This is a genomic window from Achromobacter spanius (genome assembly GCF_002966795.1).
In the GTDB taxonomy this organism is placed as follows: domain Bacteria; phylum Pseudomonadota; class Gammaproteobacteria; order Burkholderiales; family Burkholderiaceae_B; genus Achromobacter; species Achromobacter spanius_D.
The window spans coordinates 1,891,961-1,906,727 of the sequence record NZ_CP023270.1 but is presented as its reverse complement, the minus strand read 5'-3'; the positions used below and the strand labels follow the sequence as shown (position 1 = coordinate 1,906,727).

General features: G+C 67.6%; 14 protein-coding genes. 11 read left to right on the top strand and 3 right to left on the bottom strand.

The annotated features are described in order from the left end of the window. The first annotated feature begins 27 nt into the window (after positions 1 to 27). The 11 genes from CLM73_RS08610 to CLM73_RS08560 all read left to right on the top strand — a co-directional run bounded on the left by CLM73_RS08610 (position 28) and on the right by CLM73_RS08560 (position 11,441). Positions 28 to 954, top strand: coding sequence for a dihydrodipicolinate synthase family protein (locus tag CLM73_RS08610; protein WP_105238088.1), 927 nt, complete (start codon positions 28 to 30; stop codon positions 952 to 954). Between the two features lie 13 nt (positions 955 to 967). After that, positions 968 to 1,747, top strand: coding sequence for an SDR family oxidoreductase (locus tag CLM73_RS08605; RefSeq protein ID WP_105238087.1), 780 nt, complete (start codon positions 968 to 970; stop codon positions 1,745 to 1,747). A 28-nt stretch (positions 1,748 to 1,775) separates the two neighbouring features. Beyond that, positions 1,776 to 3,254 (top strand): dihydropyrimidinase, encoded by a 1,479-nt coding sequence (hydA, locus tag CLM73_RS08600; RefSeq protein WP_105238086.1) that lies wholly within the window; start codon positions 1,776 to 1,778, stop codon positions 3,252 to 3,254. Positions 3,255 to 3,276: 22 nt separating this feature from the next. Further along, the gene (locus CLM73_RS08595) at positions 3,277 to 4,224 is read left to right on the top strand and encodes an N-carbamoyl-D-amino-acid hydrolase (protein WP_056567078.1); all 948 of its coding nucleotides are present in this window, start codon (positions 3,277 to 3,279) and stop codon (positions 4,222 to 4,224) included. A gap of 10 nt (positions 4,225 to 4,234) precedes the next feature. Then, positions 4,235 to 5,089, top strand: coding sequence for a transporter substrate-binding domain-containing protein (locus CLM73_RS08590; protein ID WP_105238085.1), 855 nt, complete (start codon positions 4,235 to 4,237; stop codon positions 5,087 to 5,089). A 73-nt stretch (positions 5,090 to 5,162) separates the two neighbouring features. Next, a complete protein-coding gene (locus CLM73_RS08585; RefSeq protein WP_105238084.1) occupies positions 5,163 to 5,909 on the top strand; it encodes an amino acid ABC transporter ATP-binding protein in 747 nt (248 codons plus the stop codon). A gap of 20 nt (positions 5,910 to 5,929) precedes the next feature. Beyond that, positions 5,930 to 6,607: an amino acid ABC transporter permease gene (locus CLM73_RS08580; RefSeq protein WP_234015831.1), complete on the top strand. Its 678-nt coding sequence runs from the start codon at positions 5,930 to 5,932 to the stop codon at positions 6,605 to 6,607. Positions 6,608 to 6,719: 112 nt separating this feature from the next. After that, positions 6,720 to 7,394, top strand: a complete 675-nt coding sequence (locus tag CLM73_RS08575; RefSeq protein ID WP_062838418.1) for an amino acid ABC transporter permease — start codon at positions 6,720 to 6,722, stop codon at positions 7,392 to 7,394. A 212-nt stretch (positions 7,395 to 7,606) separates the two neighbouring features. Further along, positions 7,607 to 8,965 carry an amino-acid N-acetyltransferase gene (gene argA, locus CLM73_RS08570; RefSeq protein WP_105238083.1) on the top strand — a complete coding sequence of 453 codons (1,359 nt, stop codon included), beginning with the start codon at positions 7,607 to 7,609 and terminating at the stop codon, positions 8,963 to 8,965. Positions 8,966 to 9,069: 104 nt separating this feature from the next. Next, positions 9,070 to 9,342: an oxidative damage protection protein gene (locus tag CLM73_RS08565; protein WP_105238082.1), complete on the top strand. Its 273-nt coding sequence runs from the start codon at positions 9,070 to 9,072 to the stop codon at positions 9,340 to 9,342. A gap of 146 nt (positions 9,343 to 9,488) precedes the next feature. Next, the gene (locus CLM73_RS08560) at positions 9,489 to 11,441 is read left to right on the top strand and encodes a phosphocholine-specific phospholipase C (protein ID WP_105238081.1); all 1,953 of its coding nucleotides are present in this window, start codon (positions 9,489 to 9,491) and stop codon (positions 11,439 to 11,441) included. Between the two features lie 21 nt (positions 11,442 to 11,462). On the opposite strand, the gene phoU is transcribed toward CLM73_RS08560, so the two are convergent. The 3 genes from phoU to CLM73_RS08545 form a co-directional block, all read right to left on the bottom strand. Further along, entirely contained in the window at positions 11,463 to 12,191 is a 729-nt protein-coding gene (gene phoU / locus CLM73_RS08555; RefSeq protein ID WP_105238080.1) for a phosphate signaling complex protein PhoU, read from the bottom strand. Positions 12,192 to 12,356: 165 nt separating this feature from the next. Further along, positions 12,357 to 13,037, bottom strand: coding sequence for a ribose-5-phosphate isomerase RpiA (gene rpiA, locus CLM73_RS08550; RefSeq protein ID WP_105238079.1), 681 nt, complete (start codon positions 13,035 to 13,037; stop codon positions 12,357 to 12,359). 39 nt (positions 13,038 to 13,076) lie between these two features. Beyond that, positions 13,077 to 14,741: an isovaleryl-CoA dehydrogenase gene (locus tag CLM73_RS08545; protein WP_105238078.1), complete on the bottom strand. Its 1,665-nt coding sequence runs from the start codon at positions 14,739 to 14,741 to the stop codon at positions 13,077 to 13,079. Between the last annotated feature and the right edge of the window lie 26 nt (positions 14,742 to 14,767).

Below are 14,767 nucleotides of genomic sequence, written 5' to 3'. Positions count from 1 at the left end.
GTTTTCACGCATCCTGACGGAGAAAAGATGGCAGCCTCCATCGACGCCAAAGGCGTCTTCACCATTTGCCCCACGCCCTTTGACGATGCCCTGCGGGTCGATACCGACAGCATCCGCACGCTGGTCGACTTCCTGCTTGAAACCGGCGTGACCGGGCTGGCCATCCTGGGCTTTCTGGGCGAGCTGCACAAGCTGTCCAACGACGAGCGCCGGCTGGTGCTGGAGACCTTTGTGAAGCACACGGACGGCCGCGTGCCGGTGTGGGTGGGTGTACGTGCCCACGGCATCGCCGGCGCCATCGAACAGGCTCGCGAAGCGCAGGAACTGGGCGCATCGGCCGTGTTCGCGGCGCCGCTGGACAACGCCAGCGATGCGCTGCTGTTCGACTACTACAAGGCCGTGGCCGAGGCCGTGAAGATCCCGGTTGTGATCCACGATTTTCCGGATTCGTTCGGCACCGAGATCCGCCCCGAGGTGGTAGCGCGGCTGGGCCGCGAAGGCGGCGTGCACATGATCAAGATGGAAGAGCCGCCGGTGGGGCAGAAGATCAGCCGCATCCGCGAACTGGTGCCGGACGCCGACATGGCCATCTTCGGCGGCTTGGGCGGCGTGTACTTCCTGGAAGAGCTGCAGCGCGGCGCGGTCGGCACCATGACCGGCTTTGCATTTCCGGAGATCCTGGTTGCCATCTACGAACGCTACGCCAGCGGCGACCACGCCGGCGCCGCCGCGATCTTCGACCGCTATTGCCCGCTGATCCGCTACGAGTTCCAGCCGAAGATCGGACTGGCGTTGCGCAAGTATGTCTATCAGCGCCGCGGCGCCATCAAGAGCCACGCGCTGCGCGCGCCGGCGATGCGCATCGATCCGGTCACCGCGGCCGAGCTGGAAGCCACCGTCGCGCGCGTCGGGCTGTCGCTGGGCGCCACCAGCCGCCAACCTGTGCAGGGTTGAAAGGAGCAAACACATGGATCTCGGAATCAAGGGCAAGCACGCGCTGGTGTGCGCGTCGAGCAAGGGCCTGGGCTACGCCTGCGCGCTATCCCTGGCGCGCGAAGGCGTGAATCTGGTGATGGCCGCGCGCACGGCCACCACGCTGGACGCCGCGGCGGACGCGATCCGCCGCGAGACCGGCGCGTCGGTCGTCACGGTGGCCGCCGACGTCACCACCGAAGCCGGCAGGCAGGCGCTGCTGGCGGCCTGCCCCGAACCTGACATCCTGGTCACCAACGCGGGCGGGCCGAAGCCCGGGGACTTTCGCGAGTGGTCGCGCGACGACTGGATTGCCGCGTTGGACGCCAACATGCTGACGCCCATTGCGCTGATCCGCGCGACGGTGGACGGCATGATCGCGCGCCGCTTTGGCCGCATCGTCAACATCACGTCCGCCGCCGTGAAGATGCCCATCGACATCCTGGGCCTGTCCAACGGCGCGCGGGCCGGACTGACCGGTTTCGTGGCGGGATTGGCGCGCCAAACCGTGCGCCACGGCGTCACGATCAACAACCTGCTGCCCGGGCCGTTCCTGACGGACCGCCTGCGCCAGACCGCCGAGCGCGGCGCGCGCGACAGCGGCAAGACGGTGGACGACGTGCTGGCCGCCCGGCTGGCGGGCATTCCTGCCGGACGCTATGGCGACCCCGCCGAATTCGGCGACGCCTGCGCCTTTCTGTGCGGCGCGCGCGCCGGCTACATGACGGGGCAGAACCTGGTGCTGGACGGCGGCATCTATCCCGGAACGCTCTGACTCCTCTTTCGCGCGGAACCCCATACCCATGACCGATACCGCAGCATTCGACCTGACGATCCGCAACGGCCGCATCAGCACCGCCACCGACACCTTCCACGCCGACATCGGCGTGCGCGATGGCGTGATCGTCGCGCTGGGACAGGGCCTGACGCCGGGCGCGCGGGACATCGACGCCGCGGGGCGCTGGGTGCTGCCGGGCGGCATCGACAGCCATTGCCATGTCGAGCAGCTATCGGGCATGGGCATCATGTGCGCCGACGACTTCTACAGCGCCACCGTGTCGGCGGCATTCGGCGGCACCACCACCATCATTCCGTTCGCGGCCCAGCACCGCGGCAACGCGCTGCCCGAGGTGGTGGCCGATTACGCCCGCCGCGCCGAGGAAAAGGCGGTCATCGACTACGGCTTTCATTTGATCCTGTCCGATCCCACGGAACAGGCGCTCAAGCACGACCTGCCCGAACTCATCAAGAACGGCATCACGTCGTTCAAGGTGTTCATGACGTACGACCGCCTGAAGCTGGACGACTACCAGTTGCTGGACGTACTGGAGGTCGCGGACCGCGAGGGCGCGCTGGTCATGGTGCACGCCGAGAACAACGACATGATCCGCTGGGTGGCCCGCCGCCTGGCTGAACGCGGCATGACGGCGCCCAAGTACCACGCCGTGGCGCACACGCCGCTCGCCGAAAGCGAGGCGACCCATCGCGCCGTGACGCTGGCCCGCATGATGGATGTGCCCATCCTGATCGTTCACGTCGCCGGACTGGAAGCGGTGCGCGTCGTGCATTCGTCGCAGGCGCTGGGGTTGCCCATCCATGCCGAAAGCTGCCCCCAGTACCTGTTTCTGACGGCCGATGACATCGACGCGCCCGGCCTGGAGGGCGCCAAGTTCTGCTGCAGCCCGCCCCCGCGCGACGCGGCCTCGCAGGAAGCCGTCTGGCAGGGCCTGACGGACGGCACCTTGCAGATCTATTCGTCCGACCACGCGCCTTACCGCTTCGACGCCAGCGGCAAGCTGCCCAAGGGCGACGCCACCACCTTCAAGGACGTGGCCAACGGGGTGCCGGGGCTGGAAGTGCGCATGCCCCTGCTTTTTTCCGAAGGCGTACTGGGCGGGCGCATGTCGATTGAACGCTTCGTCGCGCTGACCGCCGCCAATCATGCCCGCACGTATGGCCTGTACCCGCAGAAGGGAACCATCGCGATCGGTGCGGATGCCGACATCGCGATCTGGAATCCGGAGCGCGAGGTGACGATCTCGGCGTCCATGCTGCACGACAACGTGGGCTACACGCCCTACGAAGGCAGGACCGTGCGCGGCTGGCCCGAAGTGGTCATCAGCCGCGGCCGCATCGCCGTCGAGAACGGCCAGTTGCATGTCGAGCGCGGCAGCGGCCGGTTCATCAAGCGCGGCACGCCCGAGCCCGTGTTGCGCCAGCGCCTGACCGGCAATCCCAACGCCCTGGTGCGCAAGTATTTTTCGGCCGATAGCGCCGCCTGAGTCATAACGAAAGGAACCCGGCATGAGCAAACGTCCCTTCGGCCTGGCGGTCGCGCAGATGGGTCCGGTGCAACCCGAGGAGACCCGGCGGCAAGCGGTGGCCCGCCTGCTGGCGATGATGCGCGAGGCGCATGGGCGCGGCGCGCGCATGGTGGTGTTTCCGGAACTGGCGCTGACCACCTTCTTTCCGCGCTACTGGATGACGGAAGAAGAAGCGATGGCGCGCTACTTCGAAAAGGAAATGCCCGGCCCCGAGACCCGCGTGCTGTTCGACACCGCGCGGGAGCTGGGCATCGGCTTTTATCTGGGCTACGCCGAGATCGCCTCGGACGGCCGGCGCTTCAACACCAGCATCCTGGTCGACGCCAACGCGCGCATCGTCGGACGCTACCGCAAGATCCACCTGCCGGGCCACAGCGACCACAAGCCCGAGGCCCCGTTCCAGCACCTGGAAAAGAAGTTCTTCGAAGTCGGCAACGACGGCTTCAACGTCTGGGAAACGCTGGGCACGCGCATCGGCATGTGCCTGTGCAACGACCGCCGCTGGACGGAGACCTGGCGCGTGCTTGCGCTGCAGGGCGCCGAGATCGTGGCGCTGGGATACAACACGCCGTCATTGAATATCCACTGGAACGAACCGGTCCACTTGCGCATGTTCCACCACCTGCTCAGCCTGCAGGCGGCCGCGTACCAGAACGCGGTCTGGGTGGCCGCGGCGGGCAAGGCCGGCAATGAGGACGGCAGCCACCTGATCGCTGGATCAGCCATCGTCGCGCCCACGGGCGAGATCGTGGCGCAGGCGCAGGGGGAGGAGGACGAGGTGATTTTCTGCCAGGCCGATCTGGCGCTGGGAGACACCTTCAAGCAGCACATCTTCAACTTCGCCGCCCACCGGCGCCCGGAACACTACGGCTTGATACTCGAGCGCGTGGGGGCCGGCCCCGCCCTGGGCAAGACGCCTCTTCCCTAAAGGACCTGCCATGACCCGCCTTCTCCGCACCCTGACGTTTGCCGGCCGCTGCGGCCTCACGCTGTGCCTGGCCGGCGCCAGCCTGGCCGCGGCCGCCCAGCCGCTGACGACCGGCGTGGACGCCACGTTCGCCCCGCACGCCATGCCCAAGCTGGGCGGCGGGCTGGACGGCTTCAACATCGAACTGGGCCAGGCCATCGCCAAGCAGCTTGGCACCACCATCAAGATCGAGGGCACCGAATACGCCGCGCTGATTCCGGGCCTGAACGCCAAGAAGTACGACTTCGTGCTGGCGCCCACCACCGCCACCGAGGAGCGTGCCCGCGCGCTGCTGTTTTCCGAGGGCTATCTGAACACCGACTACACCTTCGTGATCGCCAAGAACGGCAAGGACATCAAGGGCCTGGACGACCTGAAGGGCAGGAAGCTGGCGGTGAACAAGGGCTCGGCGTACGAGAACTGGGCGCGCGACAACGCGGCCAAGTACGGCTTCACGTACGACGTATACGCCTCCAATGCCGATGCGGTGCAGGCGGTGCAGGCCGGCCGCGCCGACGCCAACCTGGCGGGCAACACCGTGGCCGCCTGGGCCGCCAAGCAAAACCCGGCCGTGCGCACCAGCTACACGATCAAGACGGGTCTGGTCTGGGCGCTGGCGTTCCGGCTGGACGACAAGGCGGGCCGCGACCGCGTGTCCATGGCGCTCAAGTGCCTGAAGCAGGACGGCACGGTCTCCAAGCTGGCGCAGAAGTGGTTCGGCTTCACGCCCGCAGCCGGTTCGGCGGCGGCCACCGTGACGCCGGGCCAGGGCGTGCCGGATCTGCCGGGCTACGACGCCCAGCCGGTCGAGCTGCGCTGCAGCTGATTCTCCGACGCACCGCCAACGACTGGGTAAGGAGCCGCCACGCGGCCCCTGCCCGCGCTTTGAGGAGCTTTCGATGGAAACGCCGATCCTGAAAATCGCCGGGCTGCACAAGTCCTATGGCGACAACGCGGTCCTCAAGGGGATCGACCTGGACGTGAGCCGCGGCGAGCTGGTCTTCATGATCGGCCCGTCCGGCTCGGGCAAGAGCAGCCTCCTGCGCTGCTGCAACCGGCTGGAGGAACCGACCGCCGGCAGCATCCACGTCGACGGCGAGGAGATCACCGCCCCGTCGGCCGAACTGAACCGCATCCGCCAGAACATCGGCATGGTGTTCCAGCACTTCAACCTGTACCGCCACATGTCCGTGCTGTCGAACATCACGCTGGCGTTGCGCAAGGTGCAGAAGCTGGCACGCGCCGAGGCCGACCGCCGCGGCATGGAGGCGCTGGACCGCGTGGGACTGGCCGACAAGGCGAGCGCCTATCCCGACCAGTTGTCCGGCGGCCAGCAGCAGCGCGTGGGGATCGCGCGGTCATTGGCGCTGCGGCCCAAGGTGGTGCTGTTCGACGAGCCGACCAGCGCGCTGGATCCGGAGCTGGTGGGCAGCGTGCTGAACGTGATGCGTGAACTGAAGCGCGACGGCATGACGATGATGGTGGTCAGCCACGAGATGGGCTTTGCCCGCGCGGCAGCCGACCGGGTGGTGTTCATGGACGCCGGGGTGATCGTCGAGCAAGGCCCGCCGCAAGACGTCTTTGGCGCCCCCCGACAACCCCGCACGCAGGCCTTCCTGGCCAGCATGGCGGAACATGCCGCGTAACGCGGTTTGAAGAGTGCTCCATGGATCTGAACGCCCTGCTGTTTTCGTTCTTCAACGCTGAGGTCGCCTGGCGCTACCTGCCCGACATCCTGGCCGGCATGTGGGTCACGCTGCAACTGGGCGTGGCGGTGGCCGCGACGGGCGTGGCGCTTGGCCTGGTGCTGGCCGTCGTGCGCGCGCTGCGCATCCGGCCGGTGAATTTCCTGATCATCTGTTTTGCCGACATCCTGCGCGCGCTGCCGCCGCTGGTGGTGATCATGGTGCTGTTCTTCGCGTTCCCGTACATCAACCTGTCGATGTCGGCCTTCATGGCGTGCTGGCTGTCGTTGTCGCTGGTGCTGGCCGCGTTTGCCGAGGAAATCTTCTGGGCGGGCATCCTGTCCGTGCCGCGCGGCCAGGCCGAGGCGGCGCGCTCGACGGGGCTGAACTGGCTGCAGAGCATGGTGTATGTCGTGATGCCGCAGGCGATGCGGCTGACGGTCGCGCCGCTGACCAACCGGGTCATCGCCATCACCAAGAGCACGGCGCTGGGTTCGGTGGTGGGGTTGAGCGAAGTGCTCAACAACGCGCAATCGGCCAGCAGCAATGCGGGCAACGCCACGCCACTGACCTTGGCCGCGGTGGCGTGCCTGCTGATCTTCCTGCCGGTCGTGATTCTGGGGCGCTGGACCGAAACGCGCTTCAAGTGGAAGCACTGACGAAAAGCACTGACCGGACGCATCTTTACGAATACATATCGGGCGGGAAGCGAGGCCGATCAAGCCCGCCCGGCACAACAAGGGAGCCCCGAACGGGCCCCAGGGGAACCGCATGGACGAAATCCTGCAGAATTTCTTCAACCTGAACATCTACGTCAGCGTGGCGCCGTACCTGCTGCAGGGTTTGGGCCGCACGCTGATGCTGTCGGCCATGGTGATCCCGGTAGGGCTGGCCTCGGGGCTGCTCATCGGGGTGCTGTCCGTTACCTTGAAGGCCCGCTGGTCGCGCGTGCTGCTGGCCATCTACATCGACTTCTTCCGCGCCCTGCCGCCGCTGGTGCTGCTGATCTTCATCTATTTCGGCGCGCCGTTCCTGGGTCTGGACCTGCCCAAGCTGCTGGCAGTGGCCGTGGGCTTCATGCTGAACAATTCGTCCTATTACGGCGAGGTCTTTCGCGCCGGCCTGGAAAGCGTGCCGCGCGGGCAGATCGAGGCGGCGCGCTCCACAGGCCTGTCGGCCTGGCAAACGATGTGGCACGTGCAGATTCCGCAGGCCACGCGCAACGTCATGCCGGACCTCATCAGCAATACGCTCGAAGTGGTCAAGCTGACCACGCTGGCCAGCGCCGTGGCGCTGCCGGAGCTGCTGCGGGTGGCCCGCGACGCCCAGTCGCTGGTGTACAACCCGTCGCCCATCGTGCTGGCGGCGCTTTTCTACCTGGCGTTGCTGTGGCCGGTGGTGCGGTTGCTGAGCCGGCTGGAACACCGGCAGCTTTCCCGGCATTGACCCTGTTCGTGCCGCCGCGACCGGAGGGTCAGCCCGGACGCCGGCACCGCATCCTGTGGGGCGCCCGCAACAATGCGTGCTGCGCGCGGCGCGGCCCGGGCGGTCGCGCGCCCTATAATTCCGCGTAGCGCCGCCCCTGAGGCGGCGCTCTCCGCATGGCCTGCCGGCCTGCGCCGTCCCGCGACCCATAGGATTCTTAAGCAACTCACACCATGCCCGACCTGGAACCAGACACCGTCTCCGCCCTTGAAGCCCCTGAATTCGCCGCCGCGCAGTTTGTGCGATGGTTCCGAGACGTGGCCCCCTACGTGCATGCGTTCCGAGGCAAGACCTTCGTGGTGGCGTTTGGCGGCGAACTGGTGCAGGCGGGCGCGTTGAACGCCCTGGTCCAGGATCTGTCCCTGCTCTCCTCGCTGGGCATCCGGCTGGTGCTGGTCCATGGCTCGCGGCCCCAGGTCAACGAGCAGCTGCGCCTGAAGGGCTACACGCAGCAGTTCGACCGGGGCCTGTCCCCCACCGACGCCGCCGCGCTGGAATGCGCCAAGGAAGCCGCCGGCGAGATCCGCCTGGACATCGAGGCCGCGTTCAGCCAGGGGCTGCCCAACACGCCGATGTCGCACGCCCACATCCGCGTGATCTCCGGCAACTTCGTCACGGCGCGTCCCACCGGCGTGCTGGAGGGCGTGGACTACAAGCACACCGGCCAGGTGCGCAAGATCGATATCGAAGCCCTGAAGTTCGCCATCGAGAAAGGCTCGTCGGTCGTGCTGCTGTCGCCCCTGGGCTTCTCGCCCACCGGCGACGCCTTCAACCTGGCGATGGAAGATCTGGCCACCAGCGTGGCCGTGGGCCTGCGCGCCGAGAAGCTGATCTTCCTGTCCAGCTCGCAGGGCGTGCTGAACGAAGACGGCACGCTGGACACCGAACTGGCGCGCGTGGACGCCGACGCCCTCTTGGCCGGCGGCGAGCTGGACGAAGAGACCCATTCCTTCCTGCAATACGCCTCGCTCGCGGTCAAGCGCGGCGTGGCCCGCGCCCACCTGCTGCCGTTCGAGCTGGACGGCAGCGTGCTGCTCGAGATCTTCACCCACGATGGCGTGGGCACGATGGTCGTCGAGGACACGCTGGACGATCTGCGCCCCGCCACCATCGACGACGTGGGCGCCATCCTCAGCCTTATCGAGCCGCTGGAAGCCGACGGCACGCTGGTGCCGCGCCCGCGCAGCGTGGTCGAACGCGACGTCGAAAACTTCACCGTGCTGGAGCACGACGGCGTCATCTACGGCTGCGCCGCCCTGCACGACTTCCACGACGAACAGATGGCCGAAATGGCCTGCCTGATCGTGCACCCCGAATGGCAGGGCTCGGGCGAAGGCGAGATCCTGCTGCGCCACATGGAATCGCGCGCCCGTGCCCTGGGCGCCAAGCGGCTGTTCGTGCTGACCACCCGCACCTCGCACTGGTTCATGAAGCGCGGATTCGTGCAGGGCGGCATCGCCGACCTGCCCCGCGAAAAGCAGAACAACTACAACCGTTCCCGCAACAGCCTGGTCTTCATCAAGAAACTCTGAAACCGGCCCGCGGGGCGATTCCGCGGTAAGCAAAAGGGGCTTGGCGCCCGACGCACGCCAAGCCCGCTAAAATGTGGCGTTATTCATTTTTCCGGCAGCGAACCATGGCCCGTATCGTCAACTGTGTGAAACTGAAGCGTGAAGCCGAAGGGCTGGACTACCCGCCCTATCCCGGCGAAGTCGGCACGCGCATCTGGCAAAGCATTTCCAAGGAAGCCTGGGAAGACTGGAAAGGCGTGCAGACCCGCCTGGTGAACGAAAACCGCCTGAACCTGGCTGACGCTCGCGCACGCAAATACCTGCAACAGCAGATGGAGCGTTTCCTGTTCGAAGACGGCAGCGTCGAAGCCGACGGCTACGTTCCGCCCTCGGCCTGATCCGCCCCCGCCGCGCCTTTGGGCATGCGGCACGGCAAAGCCCCTCGCACGCGAGGGGCTTTGTTTTTTGAGGCGCTCCGGCACACGCCGCCCGCATGCCGGCGCAGGCCTTAAGATTGAAGGTTGCAGACCGTATTAAAGCTGTCATGAAAGAAGATTCGCGCCCGCCCATCCATCCGGACCCGTCCCCTGTCATTGCGCGCGCCCTGTCGATCGACCCCGACCGCAAGACCGGCACGCTGCAGGATGTGCGCCATGTCGTGATCCTGATGCAGGAAAACCGGTCCTTCGACCATTACTTCGGCACGCTGCCCGGCGTGCGCGGATTTGCCGATCCGCATCCCGTGCCCACGCGCGCGGGCACGGTGCTGACGCAGACCGATGGCGACGCGCTTTGCCGCCCCTACGATCTGCAGGCAGAGGTCGCCAGCGACAAGCCGGTCGGCTACATCACGCCGCACACCTGGGACGATTCGCAGCGCGCCTGGAACGACGGGCGCATGGACCAATGGCTGTCCGCCAAGAGCCGGCTGGGCCTGGGCGCCTACCGCAGCGCCGACGTGCCGTTCCAGACCGCGCTGGCGAATGCCTTCACGCTGTGCGATGCCTATCACTGCTCGGTCCTGGCCGGCACCAATCCCAACCGGCTGTTCCTGTGGACCGGCACGAACGATCCGCAGGGCGCGGCCGGCGGTCCAGCGTTGGTCAATACCTACGATCGGCTGGGTCCGGCGGGTGAAGGCTATTCGTGGACCACGTACCCCGAGCGGCTGCAGGACGCGGGCGTGGACTGGTGCATCTACCAGGACATGGCGGACAACTACAACGACAACCCGCTCGCGGGCTTCCGGCAGTATCGCCGGCAGCACGCAAGCCATACCGGCAACGCCCCGCTGCGCGACCGCGCGCTGACCACGCGCACGCTGGACGATCTGGCGCGCGACGTCGCCAAAGGCACGCTGCCCGCCGTCTCGTGGATCATCGCGCCCACCGCCGACTCCGAACATCCCGAGGTTTCCTCCCCCCGCCAGGGCGGCGCCTACACCGAGCGGGTGCTGGACATCCTGACGGCGCATCCCGACACGTGGAGCCGTTGCGTCCTGTTCGTCACCTACGATGAAAACGATTGCTTCTTCGACCACGTGCCCCCGCCCGCGCCGCCGGCGCGCCATCCGGACGGCGAGTCGGGCGGCCTGTCCACCGTGGAGCTGGACGGCGAATACCACGACGCGCGCCATGGTCCCAGCGCATCGACGGCCGACGATCCGGCCGCCATGCATGGCCGCGCCTTCGGCCTGGGCCCGCGCGTGCCGATGCTGGTGGTGTCGCCGTGGAGCCGGGGTGGCTGGGTCAATTCGCAGGTGTTCGATCACACGTCCGTCATCCGATTCCTGGAAATGCGGTTCCGCGTGGCCGAACCCAACATCAGCGCCTGGCGCCGCGCGGTGGCGGGCGACCTGACGACGGCCTTCGATTTTGCCGGCGACAGGTGTTCGCATCACCCCGACAGCAACCGCCACACGTGTCCCCTGCCCTACGTGCTGGAAGCCGTGGGCAAGACGACGGCCGATGGCGAGCATTACCGCCTGACGTTGCGCAACCCGGGCGGCGCGGGCGCCGTGCTGCATGTCTATGACCGCCTTGCGCTGGCGCGCCCGCCCCGGCGTTACACGGTGGGCGCGGGCGCGCGTCTGGACGATGGATGGAGGCTGGCCGCGGGCGGCGCGTACGATCTCTGGCTGCTGGGACCGGACGGCTTTCACCGTCAGTTCCACGGCGACGCGCGCGATGCGGGCACGCTGGAAGCCCAGCTCGTGCCCGTGACCTCCGGCCTGCGCCTGCGGCTCGTCAACCATGGCGATGCGCCGCAACCGGTCAGGGTGGAATCGCGCATGAACGACGAGTGGCGCGCCATGGCGCACGTACCCGCGGGCGGCGCGGTCGAGCTCAAGTATTCGGGCTGCGAGGGCTGGTACGACCTCGAAGTGAGTGCGCCGGCGATGCCGGCCTTTGGACGCCGGCTGGCCGGTCGCATGGACGGCGGCAAGCCGGGTGTGCCGGATCCCCGGCTGTGCCAGGGAGCGGCGCTGCCGCTGTGAAGCGGCAGCGGGTCTTCCTGCTTACTGCTCCGCGGTGTCCTCGGATTCTTCTTCGCCGCGCGCCAGGCGCTCGGTGTTCTTCACGCCGGTGTGGCGCACGTCGGCGCCCTTGACCATGTAGATCACCCGTTCGGACATGTTCTTGGCGTGATCGCCAATGCGTTCGAGCGCGCGGGCGATGAAGATCATGTCGATGGCGCGCGAGATCGTGCGCGGATCTTCGATCATGTAGGTGATCAGGTGACGCAGCGCGCCCTTCCATTCCTTGTCGACTTCCTTGTCGCTGCGCACGACGGCGGCGGCCTGGATGGGGTCGAGGCGGGCAAACGCGTCCAGCGCCTGGTGCAGCATGTTGCGCACGTTGGCGGCCATGTGGCGCAGCTCGATCACGGGAATGTGCCGCAATTCGCCTTCATGGACGCGGCGCGCGACGGTGGCGACCTTCTCGGCTTCGTCGCCGGAACGTTCCATGTCGGTCAGCATCTTGGACACGGCCATCAGCATGCGCAGGTCGATGGCGGTCGGCTGGTGCCGGGCCAGGATGCGGCTGATGCTTTCGTCGATTTCGACTTCGTGGCGGTTGACTTCTTTTTCCCGCTCGCGAACCTTTTCAACCAGCGACATGTCGCCGCTGGCCAGCGCGTCGATCGCTTCCTGGATCATGGCTTCGACCACGCCGCCCATTTGCAAGAACTGCGAACGGACGCTTTCCAGATCGGCGTCGAACTGTTTGTTTGTATGCTCCGTCATCCGGGCTCCCTGCGTGGTTGATCTCATTGCATTGCCCCGAAAGTAGAGAGGTTACGAGATGGGCCTGCACAACCGGCAAGGTTATGACCCAAGTGTGACAGGATTATGAATGGCGGCCCCGCCCCCGGCAAGACGGACCGGCGGGACCAGCCAGCACAATCGGACTCAGGCGCGGCGATCCAGGCGGCGGATGCCGTTTTGGGTGGCCAGCAGCGCCACGTCGGCGCCGGACAGCGCGAACAGGCCGCAGGTCACGACGCCCGGCAGGTTGTTGACGATGGCCTCGAACGCGGGCGCGTCCGAGATGGCAAGGCCCGACACGTCCAGGATGATGTTGCCGTTGTCGGTGACAAAACCCTCGCGCAGCCGGGGCTGGCCGCCCAGCGCAGTAAGCGCCCGGGCCACGGATTCGCGCGCCATCGGGATGACCTCGAGCGGCAGCGGGAACTTGCCCATCGTCTGGACCAGCTTGGATTCGTCGGCGATGCAGATGAAGCGCTCGGCCACCGAGGCCACGATCTTCTCGCGCGTCAGCGCGCCACCGCCGCCCTTGATCATGTGCAGGTCGGCGTTGATCTCGTCGGCGCCGTCCACGTAGATGGGCATGGTGGACACGTCGTTCAGGTCCAGCACCTTCAGGCCGTGGCCGGCCAGGCGCGCCGCGCTGCGCTCGGAGCTGGCGACCGTTCCGCCGATGCGGCCCTTGAATCGCGCCAGGCCGTCGATGAACAGGTCGGCGGTGGATCCGGTGCCCACGCCGATGATGACGTCCGGGCCGGCGACCTGTTCGACGAATTCCAGTGCCGCGTCGGCGGCTTGCTGCTTGAGTTCTTGCTGGGAGAGCATGGCGGTAGAAATGCGGAAAAGTTGCTTGAGCCAGGAAATTTAGCACGCGGCGACGGCGGGCCACGCCCGCGACAGGATGGTCTGCGTGTCGACGCCCGCGGGCAGTTCGCCAAACACGCCCGAGGTCTCCTGCAGGCGGCTGCCGGCGAAGGCCTGCGCCACCGCGCCGGGTGCGTGTTCGATGAGCAACGCGGCCTGCCACAGGCGCGCCAGGCCGGCCGCGATGCGCCGCGCCTGGAACTGCGCCTGCTCCCCATCGGCCAGCAGCGCGCGCCAACGCGACAGCGCCGCGTCGAACTCCCGGTGCTGACCCGCCACGGGCGCGAATTCGGATTCCAGCGCCGGCAGCGCGTCGGGCTCGCGCTGCAACGCCCGCAGCACGTCCAGCGCCATGACGTTGCCCGAGCCTTCCCAGATGGAGTTGACGGGCGTTTCCCGGTAAAGGCGCGGCATCGGCCCCTCTTCGACATAGCCGTTGCCGCCCCACACCTCCATGCACTCGGCCACGGCGGACACCGCACGCTTGCAGACCCACAGCTTGGCGGCCGGCGTGCCGACGCGCACCAGCGCACGCGCCGCGGCATCGCTGCGTTCGTCGACGGCGCGCGCCAGGCGCAGCGCCAGGACCATGGCCGCTTCGCTTTCGAGCGCCAGGTCGGCCAGCACGTTGCGCATCAGCGGCTGTTCGATCAGCGGCTTGCCGAAGGCCTGACGATGCAGCGCGTGGTGCGCCGATTGCGCCAGCGCCTGGCGCAGCAGCGCCGCGCTGCCCAGCACGCAATCGAGCCGTGTGGTGCCCGCCATTTCCAGCAGCACTCCCAGGCCGCGCCCGGGCTCGCCGACCATCACGCCCCACGCGTCTTCGAATTCGACTTCCGAACTGGCGTTGCTCCAGTTGCCCAGCTTGTCCTTCAGGCGCCGCACGCGCACCGCGTTGCGCGGGCCGTCCGGTATCCAGCGGGGAACGAAAAAGCAGCTCAGGCCCTCATCGGTCTGCGCCAGCACCAGGTGGGCGTCCGCCTGCGGCACTGAAAAGAACCATTTGTGTCCGACAAGCTGATAGGCGCATCCGCGCCCCGGCGCGCCCAGCGGCGTGGCGCGCGTGGTGACGGCGCGCAGGTCCGAGCCGCCCTGCTTTTCGGTCATGCCCATGCCGATCAGCGCGCTGCGCTTGGCGGTGAGCGGCGCGTCGCTGCCGTCGAATTCCCGCGCGTACAGCGCCGGCAGCCACTGGCCCGCAAAATCCACGACGCCGGCGGGCTCGCGTTGCAAGAGCGGAACGGCGGCAAACGTCATGGTGGTGGGACACAGCGTGCCGGCCTCGACCTGACCCTGCATCAGGTAGGCGGCGGCGCGCGCCACCTGTGCGCCGGGCGCGGGCTGCATCCACGCGCGGCTATGCAGGCCGCGCGCCATGATGCCGCTCATCAGCACGTTCCAGGCGGGGTGGAAGTCGATGCGGTCCACGCGATGGCCGGCGCGGTCGTAGCCGACCAGGCGGGGCGGACAGCGGTTGGCTTCGGCGCCCGCGGCCAGCGTCTGCGCGCGGCCCAGCCAGGCGCCGTGCGCGGCGAGGTCGCCCGCCCAGGCCTCGGCGCCTTCGCGCCGCACGGCCTCGCGCAGCGCCGGATCGGTGTCGTACAGGGAATAGTCTTCCAGGGGCGGCACCTGGTTGAACACGGTATGCGTCGCGAACGATGACATGAGGTCTCCCTGGTTCGAACGGCCGC